The organism is Duganella hordei, from assembly GCF_040369125.1.
Lineage (GTDB): Bacteria > Pseudomonadota > Gammaproteobacteria > Burkholderiales > Burkholderiaceae_D > Rugamonas > Rugamonas hordei.
Map to the genome: position 1 here is coordinate 803400 of NZ_BPWI01000002.1, position 14672 is coordinate 818071.

General features: G+C 61.7%; 16 protein-coding genes and 1 other RNA gene. 9 read left to right on the forward strand and 8 right to left on the reverse strand.

The window, feature by feature from the left end:
- The first annotated feature begins 28 nt into the window (after positions 1 to 28).
- The 3 genes from ssrA (at position 29) to ABWW33_RS07850 (ending at position 1281) form a co-directional block, all read left to right on the forward strand.
- Positions 29 to 389: a transfer-messenger RNA gene (gene ssrA / locus ABWW33_RS07840) on the forward strand.
- A 312-nt stretch (positions 390 to 701) separates the two neighbouring features.
- A complete protein-coding gene (locus ABWW33_RS07845) occupies positions 702 to 965 on the forward strand; it encodes a type II toxin-antitoxin system RelE family toxin (RefSeq protein WP_353400648.1) in 264 nt (87 codons plus the stop codon).
- Complete coding sequence (locus ABWW33_RS07850; protein WP_353400650.1) at positions 949 to 1281, forward strand: helix-turn-helix domain-containing protein; 333 nt, start codon at positions 949 to 951, stop codon at positions 1279 to 1281. The genes ABWW33_RS07845 and ABWW33_RS07850 overlap by 17 nt, the downstream gene beginning before the upstream one ends.
- Positions 1282 to 1287: 6 nt before the next feature.
- Here the strand turns inward: ABWW33_RS07850 and ABWW33_RS07855 are convergent, their stop codons facing one another.
- Entirely contained in the window at positions 1288 to 1980 is a 693-nt protein-coding gene (locus tag ABWW33_RS07855; protein WP_353400652.1) for a sigma-70 family RNA polymerase sigma factor, read from the reverse strand.
- A gap of 162 nt (positions 1981 to 2142) precedes the next feature.
- Here ABWW33_RS07855 and clpP point away from each other — a divergent pair, with 162 nt between their 5' ends.
- The 5 genes from clpP to ABWW33_RS07880 all read left to right on the forward strand — a co-directional run bounded on the left by clpP (position 2143) and on the right by ABWW33_RS07880 (position 5169).
- The gene (gene clpP / locus ABWW33_RS07860; RefSeq protein ID WP_353400653.1) at positions 2143 to 2766 is read left to right on the forward strand and encodes an ATP-dependent Clp endopeptidase proteolytic subunit ClpP; all 624 of its coding nucleotides are present in this window, start codon (positions 2143 to 2145) and stop codon (positions 2764 to 2766) included.
- Positions 2767 to 2872: 106 nt separating this feature from the next.
- Positions 2873 to 3244: a translational machinery protein gene (locus ABWW33_RS07865; protein ID WP_176655040.1), complete on the forward strand. Its 372-nt coding sequence runs from the start codon at positions 2873 to 2875 to the stop codon at positions 3242 to 3244.
- A gap of 71 nt (positions 3245 to 3315) precedes the next feature.
- The gene (locus ABWW33_RS07870) at positions 3316 to 4428 is read left to right on the forward strand and encodes a DegT/DnrJ/EryC1/StrS family aminotransferase (RefSeq protein ID WP_353400655.1); all 1113 of its coding nucleotides are present in this window, start codon (positions 3316 to 3318) and stop codon (positions 4426 to 4428) included.
- Positions 4429 to 4498: 70 nt separating this feature from the next.
- Complete coding sequence (locus ABWW33_RS07875) at positions 4499 to 4753, forward strand: hypothetical protein (protein WP_353400656.1); 255 nt, start codon at positions 4499 to 4501, stop codon at positions 4751 to 4753.
- Positions 4744 to 5169: a PIN domain-containing protein gene (locus ABWW33_RS07880; RefSeq protein ID WP_353400658.1), complete on the forward strand. Its 426-nt coding sequence runs from the start codon at positions 4744 to 4746 to the stop codon at positions 5167 to 5169. The genes ABWW33_RS07875 and ABWW33_RS07880 overlap by 10 nt, the downstream gene beginning before the upstream one ends.
- Before the next feature lie 77 nt (positions 5170 to 5246).
- Here the strand turns inward: ABWW33_RS07880 and ABWW33_RS07885 are convergent, their stop codons facing one another.
- From ABWW33_RS07885 to ompA, 7 genes are all read right to left on the reverse strand, one after another.
- The gene (locus ABWW33_RS07885) at positions 5247 to 5711 is read right to left on the reverse strand and encodes a carboxymuconolactone decarboxylase family protein (protein WP_176655044.1); all 465 of its coding nucleotides are present in this window, start codon (positions 5709 to 5711) and stop codon (positions 5247 to 5249) included.
- 98 nt (positions 5712 to 5809) lie between these two features.
- Positions 5810 to 6697, reverse strand: coding sequence for an RNA polymerase sigma-70 factor (locus tag ABWW33_RS07890; RefSeq protein ID WP_353400660.1), 888 nt, complete (start codon positions 6695 to 6697; stop codon positions 5810 to 5812).
- Between the two features lie 112 nt (positions 6698 to 6809).
- Complete coding sequence (locus ABWW33_RS07895; protein ID WP_353400661.1) at positions 6810 to 7916, reverse strand: hypothetical protein; 1107 nt, start codon at positions 7914 to 7916, stop codon at positions 6810 to 6812.
- Positions 7917 to 8065: 149 nt separating this feature from the next.
- A complete protein-coding gene (locus ABWW33_RS07900) occupies positions 8066 to 9106 on the reverse strand; it encodes a hypothetical protein (RefSeq protein ID WP_353400663.1) in 1041 nt (346 codons plus the stop codon).
- Between the two features lie 218 nt (positions 9107 to 9324).
- Complete coding sequence (locus tag ABWW33_RS07905; RefSeq protein ID WP_353400665.1) at positions 9325 to 10017, reverse strand: HAD-IA family hydrolase; 693 nt, start codon at positions 10015 to 10017, stop codon at positions 9325 to 9327.
- 10 nt (positions 10018 to 10027) lie between these two features.
- The gene (gene ubiG / locus ABWW33_RS07910; RefSeq protein WP_353400667.1) at positions 10028 to 10723 is read right to left on the reverse strand and encodes a bifunctional 2-polyprenyl-6-hydroxyphenol methylase/3-demethylubiquinol 3-O-methyltransferase UbiG; all 696 of its coding nucleotides are present in this window, start codon (positions 10721 to 10723) and stop codon (positions 10028 to 10030) included.
- 108 nt (positions 10724 to 10831) lie between these two features.
- The gene (gene ompA / locus ABWW33_RS07915) at positions 10832 to 11545 is read right to left on the reverse strand and encodes an outer membrane protein OmpA (protein WP_176655227.1); all 714 of its coding nucleotides are present in this window, start codon (positions 11543 to 11545) and stop codon (positions 10832 to 10834) included.
- A gap of 452 nt (positions 11546 to 11997) precedes the next feature.
- On the opposite strand from ompA, the gene gyrA reads away from it, so the two are divergent.
- Positions 11998 to 14643 (forward strand): DNA gyrase subunit A, encoded by a 2646-nt coding sequence (gyrA, locus tag ABWW33_RS07920; RefSeq protein WP_176655077.1) that lies wholly within the window; start codon positions 11998 to 12000, stop codon positions 14641 to 14643.
- Positions 14644 to 14672: the final 29 nt, after the last annotated feature.

Genomic DNA, 14672 nt, shown 5'->3' on the forward strand with positions numbered 1-14672 from the left:
CCCGAAATGCGGTAAAATGAAGTTCTGTGGGGACGACCTGGCTTCGACGTGGGTTGCAAAGCAGAGCAGGGCATACCGAGGGCTGGTTACCTCGTAAATACACCCAGAAAAAACTTAACTGCAAACGATAACTCGTACGCACTGGCAGCTTAATTGCTGTTAGCTCCACAACACCTCGTCCCTGGGGTGGGCCGTTAAAAGCTGTGGAGTCATTTACAGGGACTCGCGCTGTGAGGGGTCACTTCAATCCGCGCTAAATCTAAGGTGAATCGCTAGTCCAAAACGTGCACGTCCGTGTTGTACTGGTTAAATTAAATGATAGTGCTAAGTATGTAGAACTGTCTGTGGAGTGCTTGCGGACGCGGGTTCGATTCCCGCCGTCTCCACCACTGGATTAAAAACAAAGCCCCGCCAGGCGAAAGCCTGGCGGGGCTTTGTTTTTAATCCTATTGCTGGCGCTGGCCGGGAATCGAAACCGCGGGACGCGGGGCGGAGCAGGGAATTCGCCCCGCATGCGGGGCGCCTGCGGAGCGGTCTTGCGCTTGCAAGCGCAAGGCCTCTCCGATTCGTCCGACTAGAAACCGCCGGAGGCGGTTTTTTTGCTTTACATCATCTAATTCCGCACGGAAGCTTGAGCAAGTTCGCAGGTGGATTCGCGTTATAGCCTTATTTTTGTAAGGCTATATGTGGCCTATAATTCCGTGAACTCTATCGTTTGGAAATCTCAAGCCGTGCGCCAACTTCGCAAGATTGCGGAAAAGGCGAAGCGTGATGCGATCTATGACGCAGTCCAGGCTTTGGCGCTGTGGCTGAGCTGTGTCGGGGATATCAAGCGCTTGCAAGGAGTAGCTGGTTACCGTTTGCGCGTGGGGGACTACAGAGTGATTTTTGAAATCGACCAAGGCGGCAACCCGGTCATCATCACCATCTCACAAGTGAGAAAGCGAAATGAACGCACTTACTAACATTCAGTTCTTGAACGGACCGGATGGCCAGCCCGCGTTCGCTGTCATTCCCTACAATGATTACCTGGTGCTGACCAAGCAAGTGCCAGCACGCAACGTTCCTAACGCCGTGGTCGGCAAGATCATCAAGGACGGTGTTACGCCGATCCGCGCGTGGCGTGAATATCTTGGGCTGACCCAAGCGGAAGTTGCCGGCAGGTTTGGGATTTCGCAGCCGTCCTACGCCGTCCAGGAGAATAGCGAAAAGCTCCGTAAATCGACCCGTGAAAAGATCGCGTTGGCGCTGGGCATCTTGCCGGAACAACTGAACTTGTAGACGTCTTTAGGCTGCCAACGCAAGGCCATACCACGCATCATTGGCACATGCGCCAACGCGGATCCGCAACTGCGGGGTTTCGTGCACGGACATCGGCTGTTCGTCAGCAAGCAGCGTCACCATCGCCGGTACGTCCCGGCCGTTGATCGCGGCCTGGAAGCGAAGCACCAGTTCGCGGCACAGCTTTTCGTCCGACGAGGCCTCATCCCTCTCCTCACGCAGCCGCCGGCGCGCACGCGCAAGGTATTGCCGCGCATTGACCGTCTTCGTGCCGAGTGCCGCCGCAATGTCGGCATGTTCGCATTCGAAGACTTCATGCAGCACCAGCGCCAGGCGCTCGGACGGCGTCAGGCATGCCAGCAAGCGGGCCAGCGCCTCACCCAGCTCCGCGCGCCGCACCAGCTCATCCTCCGGCAATGCAGGCGGCACATCGGGCACCAGCTCCATCGCGATGCGCGCCGCCACCGCATCCCGGCCGCGTCTGCGCAGGCGGTCGATCGACTGGTGCTGCACGACAGTAGTCAGCCACGCCGCTGGCGTTGTCAGCGTCCCCTGTTCGGCGCCCTGCCACTTGAGAAAACAGTCCTGCACGATATCCTCGGCTTCCGCCTCGCTGCCGACGATGCGGCGGCTGATCGCCTTCAGGCGCGGGCGCAGTTGCTCGAACATGGCGCAGTCGGTATCGGTGGTGCGTGGCATCTTGAATCTCCTGTTGCGGTGGTGGTACCACTTGACGCTTGGTGGTGCCCGGATGTGACACGCCAACTATATATATTTTTCGCGTCACACGGCACCCGGCCGCGGACGTCAAGCGGGCAGTGAGTCAACTCCGTGATTCAACTCCACCGCCAAAGGACGATCATGACTTCGAATTCTCCCATGGGACTGGGTCTGGTACCCACCGTCATCGAACAAACCGCACGCGGCGAGCGCGCCTTCGACATTTACTCCTGCCTGCTGAAGGAGCGCGTGATCTTCCTGGTGGGCGAGGTGACCGAGCAATCGGCCAACCTGATCGTCGCGCAGTTGCTGTTCCTGGAATCGGACAATCCCAACAAGGATATTTCACTGTACATCAATTCGCCGGGCGGCTCGGTGTATGCCGGCATGGCGGTCTACGACACGATGCAGTTCATCAGGCCCGACGTATCGACCCTGTGCACCGGCTTCGCCGCCAGCATGGGTTCCTTCCTGCTCGCCGCCGGCGCGAAAGGCAAGCGCTATGCCTTGCCCAACGCCCGCATCATGATCCACCAGCCGCACGGCGGGTCGCAGGGCGTGGCGTCCGATATCGAAATCCAGGCGCGCGAAGTGCTGTACCAGCGTCATCGCCTCAACACCATCATGGCCGAGCGCACCGGGCAAACGCTGGCGCAGATCGAAAAGGATTCGGACCGCGACAACTACATGTCGGCCCGCCAGGGCGTGGAATATGGCCTGATCGACCAGGTACTGGAGACGCGCGACGCCGGCCGAAACCTTTGATTGAATGGCAGCTGGGTACGGTTTCGTACAGACGGGCAGGGGACAGGCGCGCAAGCTGCACGCACTGGCCTTCTTATCGGCCATCCCCACCTCAAGGAAAATCCCCATGCCGTTCCAACACGCAGTCGTCTGGCTCGACCAGACCGAAGCTCATGTCATCCATTTCACGCGTGATGACGCCATGACGGAAGTCATTAAAACCACCTCGCAGCATCAGAAAGCCGGCGTTACCGGCAACAACCGCGCCGAGCCTGACCATACCTACATGGACGAAGTGATCGCCGCCGTCACCGACGCCAAGCAGATCCTGGTGGTCGGCCCCGGTGTGGAAAAGCTTGTGCTCATGCGCCACATGGCCAAGAGCTATGGCGAAACAGCGGAAAAAGTGATCAGTGTCGAAACCGTCGATCATCCGAACGACGGCCAGCTGCTGACCTATGCACGCAAGTACTTCGTCAAATCAGACCTGACGAATTAAGGTGCTGCGAAGCGGGCATTCGCTGGCGCTGCTAGAATCGGTCTTCCCAGTTCTGCCGCGCAGGCCACACCATGCTCAAATTCGCCCAGCCTCAACTCGATGAAGACACCATCCAGGCAGTAGCCGCCGTGCTGCGCTCCAACTGGATCGCGACCGGCCCAAAGGTGGCCGAACTTGAGCGGGCGTTATCGGAGAGCTTTGGTTCGCGGCCTACACGCGTCGTCACGTCGGCAACCGGCGCGATGGAGATTGCGCTGCAGGTCTGCGGCATCGGTCCCGGCGATGAAGTCATCACCTCGGCGCAAAGCTTCTTCTCGGCGATGAACATGATCGTCAAGGTCGGCGCCGCGCCGGTGTTCGTCGATTGCGACCTGCATACCCGTGCCATTGATCTGGCCCAGGTGGAGGCCGCAATCACGCCGCGCACCAAAGCCATCATGCCGACGCACTTCCCAGGCGCCCTGGGCGACATCGACGCGCTCTACGCACTGGCCAAACGCCACCAGCTGCGCGTGATCGAAGACGCTGCGCTGGTGCAGGGCTCGTACTGGAAGGACCAGCCGATCGGCGGCTTCGGCGACATCGCCACGTTCAGCTTCCATCCGAATAAAAACATGACCACCATCGAAGGCGGCGCCATCGTCGTCGCCAGCGAGGACGAGGCCAAACTGGTCGACGTGCTGCGCTTCCACGGCATCCAGCGTCTACCGGACGACACGCGCGATGTCGCCATCGCCGCCGGAAAATTCAATATGTCCGACGTATCGGCGGTGATCGGCATCCATCAGCTGAAGCAGTTGCCGCGCTTCCTGGCACAGCGCGCGGCGCTGGCCGGGCGTTACTTCGAGCGTTTTCCGCAACTGCCCGGCGTGGTGCTGCCGCCGCAAGGACAGCCGCGCCAAAGCTGGAACATGTTCAATGTGCTGATTCCATACGAGCAGTTCGGCCACACGCGCAAGAGCTTCCGCGCCGCGTTGCAGGAGCAGGGTATCGGCACCGGCATGTCCTACGAAGCCTGCCACCTGACCACCGTTGGCCGGCAATACGGCTACACCGACGGCCAGTTCCCGAACGCCGAGCGCATCGCGCGCGAAACCGTCACCTTGCCGCTACATGCGGACATGTCGATGGACGACGTCGACCGCGTTTGCGAGATCGTCGGCAAGGTGCTCGCCGCAGCCTGAGACCCGGACGCTGGCACTTCCGCTCAAATGCTATACACTACCTGTAGTGATGACTGATTTGAGGTATGTCATGGAGCAACTTGCCGTGGAATTGGATGATCGCGAGATGGCGGTGCTGCATTCCGCTGCACGTGCCCGTAGCATCGATCCGACACATATGACCAAGCTGCAGCTGCTAAACCTGCTGACCGCGCAAAAGCCCAGCGCCGCTCGCGCCAAACGCTTGGCCGCCATTATGAGTGTGCATGGCATATGGAAGGATGACCCGACCAAGCCGAAAGATGGGGGCGACTATCAACGCGAGATGCGTGCCGAATGGCGATAGCACTTTTTGATAGCAGCATCCTGATAGACAACCTGAACGGCCATGCCGCTGCAGCGTTGGAGATTCTGAGCTACGACGACGCGATCATCAGCTCAATCACCTGGATGGAAGTGGCATGCGTGATGGACGAGCCCGCCAAGGTTCAGTTTCAAGCCTTCCTTGACGACGCTGGTATTCGCATTGTGCATCCGAACAACGACATCATGCGCCGTGCAACGACGATCCGAGGCAACAGTATCGCTCACCCGCCTAAATTCAGGCTCCCAGATTGTATTATCCGAGCGACTGCGGAAGCATCCGGGCGGATCATTATTACCCGTAATCCCGGCGACTTTGGGGGCGAAGGACCGTTAGTGCGTGTGCCCTATGAGATCGTCGCGGGTGTGGCCGTTAAAGTCAGGCCTCCGCTGCTTTAGCGGGATTAGCTTCAGTTCGTAGGTGCAGTACTCGTTCTGATGTCGTGAATACGGGCCGCCCGGGCGGCCCGTATTTTTTAGAAGCCTGGCGCCGGCACTTCCGGGATCTGGTTGCGCAGGCTGGCGTTGATGGTGTTCCAACCCTTGATCACGGCGATGGCGTAGCTCATTTCGGCGATTTCGTTGTCGCTGAAATGCTCTTTCAGCAGCGCGAAATCGGCGTCGGTCGGATGTTGGTGCGGAATCGCGTTGACCGCTTCGGCCCAGTTCAGCGCGGCGCGTTCGCGGTCGCTGAAGAACGGCGCTTCGCGCCAGCCGGCGATGGCGTTCACGTGGCGTGGATTGGCTTCCTGCTTGATCAGGTCGCGCCAATGCATGTCGACGCACACGCCGCAGCCGTTGATTTGCGAGACGCGCAGATTGATCAGCTCCACCAGGCGCGCGCCCAGCGAGCTTTTCTTGACGGTGCCGGACAGCGCGATCATGGCCTGCAGGTTGGCAGGAGCGAGTTGGAAGAAGTTGAGACGGGCAGCGTGGTTCATGATGAGGCCTTTCTGTCAGGTTGAGGGCACACCATTGCGCCCTCCATACCTGTAAGACGGGCCGGTTTGCCGTCTTGTGACAGCCCACGCAAAAAAACTCAAATAAATTGCGGCACGCCGGTCAGCTTGTCCGGATTGCGCACGATGAAGATCGAAACGATGCGTCCGTCCTCCACCAGGAAAGACTGCGCCGACTCCAGCTTGCCGTTCACATAGCGCACCAGCCCGGGCTCGCCGTTGACGCGCGCCTGGCGGTAGGCGACCTGCGTCGGATTCTGGTGTTCCAGCGACCAGTACACGCCGGCCACCCGCCCCGCGCCGTGCAGGATGTGCAGGAAGGAGTTGACCTTGCCGCCGCCGTCGGCCACCAGTTGTACATCGTCCGCCATCATCGCCTTCATCGCGGAACGGTCGCCCAGTTTGGCCGCCTCCATGAACTTACCCAGCAGGTCGTGATGCTGCTCCTTCGGCACGTCGAAGCGCGGCTTCTGCTGCTGCACGCGCTCCTGCGCGCGATGCACCATCTGGCGGCAGGCCGATTCGCTCTTGCCCAGCATGTTGGCGATATCGGCGTAATCGTGATCGAACACCTGCCGCATCAGGAACGCCGCGCGCTCCTCCGGCGACAGACGCTCCAGCACCCACAGGAACGCCATCGACACTTCGCTGGCCATTTCGGCGCTGCTCTCGGGCGTGCGCTCGTCCATCTCGACGATCGGTTCCGGCAGCCACCAGCCCACATACGATTCGCGCTCGGCCATGCGCGAGCGCAGGCGGTCTATCGCCAGCCGGGTGGTGATGGTCACCAGCCACGCCTCGGCCGATTGCACCGCCTCCTTCTCGCTGCCGTGCCAGCGCAGCCAGGCATCCTGCACCACGTCCTCGGCGTCGGCGCGGGTGCCGAGCATGCGGTAGGCGATTGAAAACAGCCGCGGACGCAGCGCGGCAAATGTGGCCAGTTCGGCGGGGGAGGTGTGCTCGGTCATGGCGCGAAAAAATAGTGGACTTGATCCGTGGTGAACTGTAACGCTTAAACGTTACAGTCCACTAGACGACGCGGCATGCCGTTTTGTGACAGCGTCGAAACGCTATCTTACGTCAGCCCTTGGCCGGCTTGTCCGGCACGCGGGTGACGAGCACCTCGCCGTCGACGATGGTGCAGTCGATGATGTGGGTGCGCGACACGCCCGCGTGGGCCGAGAACAGGTCTTCGTACTTGCCTGGATTGTCCAGCCTCAGGTCGATGCGGAAGTGCTCCAGGTGGTTGGCCGCCTGCACCTCGCGCAGGCGCTGCCTGCGCACTTCCGCTTCCTTGTCGCTGCGGCCGCGCATCTGAGGGCCTTCGAAGTAGCGTATCAGCGCGCATTCGATGACGTCGATGCGGTCCTTCAGCAGGATGTCCGCCGCTATCGGGTTCTGGTTCTCCGGCAGCTCGCCCGGATCGCCGTCGTCGGAAATCACCTCGATGTTCATGCGCTGTATCAGCAGCAGCATGTCGTTGAACTCTTCATTGTCGCGGTGGATCTTCTGCACCGGCGCCAGGCGCGCGCGCGCCAGCCGGCCCATCGGATCCTTGGTCTGGCCGACGTACTGCACCTTGCTCTGGAAGGTCAGCGTGTTCTCATAGTTCTGCAGGATGTCGTGGATCGACAGCGCCTCGATCAAGCCGCCCCAGTTCAGCGTGATGAAGCGGTCGGTGACGATGACGCTGGGCTTTTTCAGCGTGGCGGCAAACGGCACTTCGAGTTCGATGGTGAGGCTGTCGCGTTTTTCCTCGGCGCCGAGCAGGATGGGGATCGTCAGCTTGAGCGAGAAGAAGCCCCAGCTGGTGCTGCGCGTGGTGTCGAAGCGCACGCGCGGACGGTTGACGACGAAATAAATCAGCCGCTTTTCGGTGGTCGCCTCAAGGTCGAACTGCATGCGGCGCAGGTGGCGGCCGACCGGATCGCGGATGTCGGGAATCTCGGGGAAGCCGGCCACCAGGTCGTACCAGTGGAACTTGGCGTCGGCCACGGTGACGGTCCAGGTTTGCGGCGACGCGGTGCGCCGCGGCGCCAGCGGCAGCAGGTCGTCGTGGTCCACCGGCGGCGCCAGCAGGTCGTGGAAGGGTTCCTGCACTTCGGCGAACAGCGCCCCCACGCCCAGCTCATCCGGCGAAGGGTCGGGATAGTCGTCAGCGATCGAGTCGGGCAAATCGCTCGTCATGGGGCGGGCTCCAGAGTGTCTCGTATGTATTCCCCCAGTATAGTACGTCCACGTGAATATTTCCACATGGCAATCTGGGGAATCTGGTAATTCTACACACAATGTAACACTGGCAAGGCCGGCGCGCATCCGCGCCGGCCTCCGGAGCTTTAATTTTTTGCGCCCTTGGCGGGCGCCGGCAACGGCAGCGGCGCGACCATGGCGGCGCCGTCGGCGATGTAGCAACTCAGCAGGTGGCGCTTGGCGGCGGCCACGTGCTCGGAGCCCAGGTAGCGGTAGTGGCTGGCCTGGTCGAGCTGCAGGTCGATGGTCAGCTGCGCCAGGCTGCTGTTGGCCTGGGCGTCCTGCAGCCGGGCGGCGCGCAGCGTGCGCTCTTCCTGGTTGCGCACGCGGCTGGCGGCGCTGCCTTCGAAGTAGCGGATCAGCGCCGCCTCGATGACGTCCATGCGCTCGCCCTGCAGCGCGTCGGCCGCGACCGGATGCGCGTTGTGCGGGGCGTCGGCCGGATCGCCGTCGGCGCAGGTCACCTGCACATCCATCTGCTGCACCAGCAGCAGCATGTCGAGCTCGCCGGCCGCTTGCGCGTGCAGCTTCTGCAGCGCCGGCAGGCGGCCCTTGGACAGGCGGGCCTCGGCGTCGCGGGTCTGGCCGACGTAGACCACCTTGCTCGGCACCTTCAGCGTGTGGGCGTAGGTTTGCAGGATGTCGTGGATCGAAAACGCTTCGACCAGGCCGCCCCAGTTCAGCGTGATGAAGTTCGGCGTCAGCGTCACGGCCGGCTTCTTCAGGGTGGCGGCGAACGGCACCTTGAGTTCGATGGAAATGGTTTCCTTGGTTTCGGCCAGACCCATCAGCAGCGGCAGCGTCAGCTTCAGCGAGAAGAAACCCCACTGGATCGCGCCGCCGACGTCGAAGCGCACGCGCGGACGGGTGACGGCGAAGAACAGGTGGCGTTTTTCCGCCAGCGCTTCGAGCTCGAACTGCATGCGGCGCTGATAGCGGCCGATCGGATCGCGGATGTCAGGGGTTTCGGGGAAGCCGGCCACCAGGTCGTACCAGTGGTATTTGGCGTCGGCCACGCTGGCCATCCAGCTTTGCGGGGCGCCTGGCTCGTCCAGGTTGGCGGCTAAGACAGCGAACTGCTCGGAGTAAGGCTGCGAGGTCGTGGCAGCCATCTCAGGAAAATTCATGATGCTCCTGATTGGAAAGTTGAGATAGTTGGTGACTGTCTCCCTTTCCGTTCAGCGAGTTTGTGGCCTTGAGGAAATAAGTAATACTACGCAGTCAGGCGCCGATTATACGTAGTTAAGTTTCCTGAACAACCGTTTAGTGCCTGGCTTCAAATGACACCGTTACCATTGATACGTCTATACAACGGTTAGCGGTATCAAATGCTAAGTCGCTAAGTTTACGCGGCCAGTTCGGTATTGCCCGTCAACGAGTGTTGCATCAGCGCCAACAATTCCAAAGGACTATCAAACAGATAGTCGGCCTGCCAGCCCTGCGGCTCGACCGGTCCGCAATAGCCCCAGCCGCAGGCGATGGTCTTCATCGCGGCGGCCTTGCCGGCCTGGATGTCGCGCAGGTCGTCGCCGACGTACCAGCATTGCTCCGGCGCCAGGCCGAGGCGGCCGGCCGCTTCCAGCAGCGGCGCCGGGTGCGGCTTGGCGTGCGCCGTGGTGTCGCCGGACACCACGCAGGCCGCGTGTGCCAGGCCGATCAGCGGCAGCAGCGGATCGGTGAAGCGCGACGGCTTGTTGGTGACGATGCCCCATTGCAGCCCGGCCTGCTCGATGCCGGCCAGCAGCTCGACGATGCCGGGGAACAGCGTGCTGTGCACCGCCATCGCCGCCTGGTAGTTGTGGAAGAAGCCGTCGCGCAGCTCGACGAAGCCTTCGTCCTCCGGCTTCAGCCCGAAGGCGGCGCCTATCATGCCGCGCGCGCCGGCCGAGGCGGTCGGGCGCAGCAGTTCATAGGCGGTGGGCACCAGGCCGCGCTCGGCGCGCAGCAGGTTGACGGCGGCGGCCAGGTCGGGCGCGGTATCGGCCAGCGTGCCGTCGAGGTCGAACAGGATGGCGCGCGGAGGAGTAGGTAGGGTCATGGATGAGTTCTTACAGCGGACGGGTGGTGGCGACCAGGTAATTGACGCTGGTGTCGTCGTTCAGGGAATAGATCTTGGTCAGCGGATTGTAGCCCATGCCCTTGAAGCCTTGCAGTTCCAGGCCGGCGCTGCGGATGAATTGCGACAGTTCGGACGGCGTGATGAACTTGTCGTAGTCGTGGGTGCCCTTGGGCAGCATGCGCAGCAGGTACTCGGCGCCGAGGATGGCGAACAGGTAGGCCTTGGGGTTGCGGTTCAGCGTGGAGAAGAACACCTGGCCGCCTGGCTTGACCAGCGTGGCGGCGGCGCGCACGATGGCGGCCGGATCCGGCACGTGCTCGAGCATTTCCATGCAGGTCACCACGTCGAAACGGCCCGCTTCCTGCGCCGCCATCTCTTCGGCGGCGATGAGCTTGTAGCGCACCTGCACGCCCGATTCCAGCGAATGCAGGTCGGCCACCTTCAGCGCCTTCTCGGACAGGTCGATGCCGGTCACCGTGGCGCCCTTGCGCGCCATCGATTCGCTGAGGATGCCGCCGCCGCAGCCGATGTCGATGACGTTCTTGCCGGCCAGCGGTGCGCGCGCGTTGATCCATTCCAGGCGCAGCGGATTGATTTCGTGCAGCGGGCGGAACTCGGAGGTCGGGTCCCACCAGCGGTGCGCGAGGTCGGAGAATTTTTGCAGTTCTAATGGATCGGCGTTCATGGGCTCTGGTAAGGACTAAATAAATGCTACGGGACTCATCCCGCTATTCTAAAGCAGCGGGCGTAAAAAAACCCCGCCGGGGCGGGGTTCCGTGTGGCGCAGCTGAAATTACTTGCTGGTGCCGACGACTTCGATTTCTACGCGACGGTTCTTGGCGCGGCCTTCTGCAGTCTTGTTGTCTGCAACCGGCTGTTTCTCGCCCTTGCCTTCGGTGTACACGCGGTTGGCTTCAACGCCTTTGGAGATGATGTAGGCCTTGACAGCTTCAGCGCGGCGTACCGACAGCTTCTGGTTGTATTCATCGGTACCAACGGAGTCGGTGTGGCCGACGGCGATGATCACTTCCAGGTTGATCGAACCCAGTTTCGAGGTCACGTCGTCCAGCTTCGCTTTGCCTTCTGGTTTCAGAACGGCTTTGTCGAAGTCGAAGAACGCATCCGCTGCGAAGCTGACTTTTTGTGCGGTAGGCACTGGGACTGGCGCAGGTGCTGGAGCCGGTGCCGGAGCAGGGGCTGGAGCGGCTGGCGGTGGTGGCGGCGGTGCTACGCACTTGCCGTTTTCCAGCTTTTCTGGCTCGACGCAGATTGGCAGGTCGCAACCTGGAACGGCATCAGCCGGGGTCCAGTAGCCGGTACGCCAGCACAGGCCGAACGGATCACGGGCGATGACGCCGCGTGCATCCTGCACGTATGCGCTCTTAGGGGTTGCTGCCTTGATGTCCTGGGTCACAGGAGCATACGGAGGAGCGGTAGGCGCGGTTTGTGCAATAGCCGAGGTAGCGAAGGCAGCCGACACGGCCAGCATCGAAATCAGTTTTTTCATATTTTTCTTCCTTTCGGGGGTGATATCCGCAGAAAAACTGCGCGACGTGTAATACGTGGGGCGAATTCTACCACGCACGGGCGTCGCGCCCGTCTCCCGATTGCGAAACAAGCAATTAACTTCTAATCCATTTTGCCACAAGCGATCTTCGGCCGTAAAAAGGGTGCAACACGCGCCCTTTTCGATTTCGACCAAAATGTTGTTTTGTTGCAACGTGATTATCGATAATAATTGAGTAATGTGTCATGAATATTACAAGGGGTTACAAGCTTGTGAATCGTGCGCGGGGCCGAGGATGCCGGGGCAGGCGCGGGATTTGCGCTGATCGTCCTGCCCGCATGCTAAAATCGCACGCTTGCCTGTCCAATTTGGGAGGGCAGGGTAGAAGTGCAGTACGTGCGGCCTACATTGCATAAAAGATAAACCACAGTCAAAGATCAGTCGACCCGCCAATGGATCAATTCGCAAAAGAAACAATCCCTATTTCCCTCGAAGAAGAGATGCGCAAGAGCTACCTCGATTACGCCATGAGCGTGATCGTAGGCCGCGCCTTGCCGGACGTGCGAGACGGCCTCAAGCCGGTGCACCGCCGGGTCCTCTTCGCGATGCACGAAATGAACAACGTGTGGAACCGCCCTTACGTCAAATGCGCCCGTGTGGTGGGCGAGACGATGGGTAAGTACCACCCGCACGGCGATGCGTCGATTTACGACACGCTGGTCCGTATGGCGCAGGACTTCTCGCTGCGCTACATGCTGGTCGACGGCCAGGGCAACTTCGGCTCCGTCGACGGCGACGGCGCGGCGGCGATGCGATACACCGAGTGCCGCCTGGACAAGATTTCCGCTGAACTGCTGGCCGACATCGACAAGGAAACCGTCGACTTCCAGCCCAACTACGACGGCAAGGAAAAAGAGCCGACCGTCCTGCCGACCCGCATTCCCAACCTGCTGATCAACGGCTCGTCGGGTATCGCGGTCGGCATGGCGACCAATATTCCGCCGCACAACCTGCATGAAGTGATCGCCGGCGCGCTGCACGTGCTGCGCAACCCGACCTGCTCGATCGACGAGCTGATCGAACTGATCCCGGCGCCGGACTTCCCGACCGGCGGCACGATCTACGGCGTCTCCGGCGTGCGCGACGGCTACCGCACCGGCCGCGGCCGCGTGGTGATGCGCGCCAAGACCCACTACGAAGAGTACGGCAAGGACGGCGGCCGCACGGCCATCATCGTTGACGAGCTGCCGTACCAGGTCAACAAGAAATCGCTGCTGGAACGCATCGCCGAAAACGTGCGCGACAAGAAGCTCGAAGGCATTTCCGACATCCGCGACGAGTCCGACAAGTCGGGCATGCGCGTGGTCATCGAGCTCAAGCGCGGCGAAGTGCCGGAAGTGGTGCTCAACAACCTGTACAAGCAGACGCAATTGCAGGACACCTTCGGCATGAACATGGTGGCGCTGGTCGACGGCCAGCCGCGCCTGCTGAACCTGAAGGAAATGCTGCAGTGCTTCCTGTCGCACCGCCGCGAAGTGGTCACCCGCCGCACCGTGTTCGAGCTGCGCAAGGCGCGCGAACGCGGCCACGTGCTCGAGGGCCTGGCCGTGGCGCTGGCCAACATCGACGACTTCATCGCCATCATCAAGGCGGCGCCGACGCCGCCGGTCGCGAAAACCGGCCTGATGGAACGTTCGTGGGATTCGTCGCTGGTGCGCGAGATGCTGGCCCGTACCGGCGAAGGCGGCACCATAGGCGGCATCGACGCCTTCCGTCCGGAGCACCTGCCGAAGCACTACGGCATGCAGACCGACGGCATGTACAAGCTGTCCGACGACCAGGCGCAAGAGATCCTGCAGATGCGCCTGCAACGCCTGACCGGCCTGGAACAGGACAAGATCGTCAACGAGTACAAGGACGTGATGGCCGAAATCGCCGACCTGCTGGACATCCTGTCCAAGCCGGAACGCGTGACCACCATCATCACCGACGAGATGACCCACGTGGTCAACGAATTCGGCGACCCGCAGAAGGATCCGCGCCGCTCGAACATCGAGCACAACGCGACCGACCTGGGCACCGAAGACCTGATCACGCCGCAGGACATGGTGGTGACGCTGTCGCACACCGGCTACATGAAGGCGCAGCCGATCAGCGAGTACCGCGCGCAGAAGCGCGGCGGGCGCGGCAAGCAGGCCATGGCGACCAAAGAGGAAGACTGGATCGACCAGCTGTTCATCGCCAACACGCACGACTACATCCTGTGCTTCTCCAACCGCGGCCGCATGTACTGGCTCAAGGTATGGGAAGTGCCGCAAGGCTCGCGCAACTCGCGCGGCAAGCCTATCGTCAACATGTTCCCGCTGGCGGACAACGAGAAGATCACGGTCATCCTGCCGCTGTCCGGCGCCAACCGCACCTTCCCGGAAGACCACTACGTGTTCATGTCGACCAGCCTGGGCACCGTGAAGAAGACGCCGCTGAAGGACTTCAGCAATCCACGCAAGGCCGGCATCATCGCGGTCGACCTGGACGAGGGCGACTTCCTGATCGGCGCCGCGCTGACCGACGGCGAGCACGACGTGATGCTGTTCTCCGACGCCGGCAAGGCGGTGCGCTTCGACGAGAACGACGTGCGTCCGATGGGCCGCAACGCCCGCGGCGTGCGCGGCATGAACCTGGACGAGGGCCAGCGCGTGATCGCGCTGCTGGTGGCGGAAAACGAGCAGCAGTCGGTGCTGACGGCGACCGAGAACGGCTTCGGCAAGCGTACGCCGATCACCGAGTACACCCGCCACGGCCGCGGCACCAAGGGCATGATCGCGATCCAGACCTCCGAGCGTAACGGCAAGGTGGTGGCGGCGACGCTGGTCGATTCGACCGACGAGATCATGCTGATCACCACCGGCGGTGTGCTGATCCGCACCCGCGTGTCCGAGATCCGCGAAATGGGCCGCGCCACGCAAGGCGTGACCCTGATCGCGGTCGAAGACGGCACCAAGCTGTCCGGCCTGCAGCGCGTGGTTGAAACCGACATCGACGAAGTCGAGCTGGAACCGGGCCCCGATGCCAAGCCAGACGAAGCTCAACCCGAGTAAGTCATAGCAAACACGCCCCCGGACTGCGG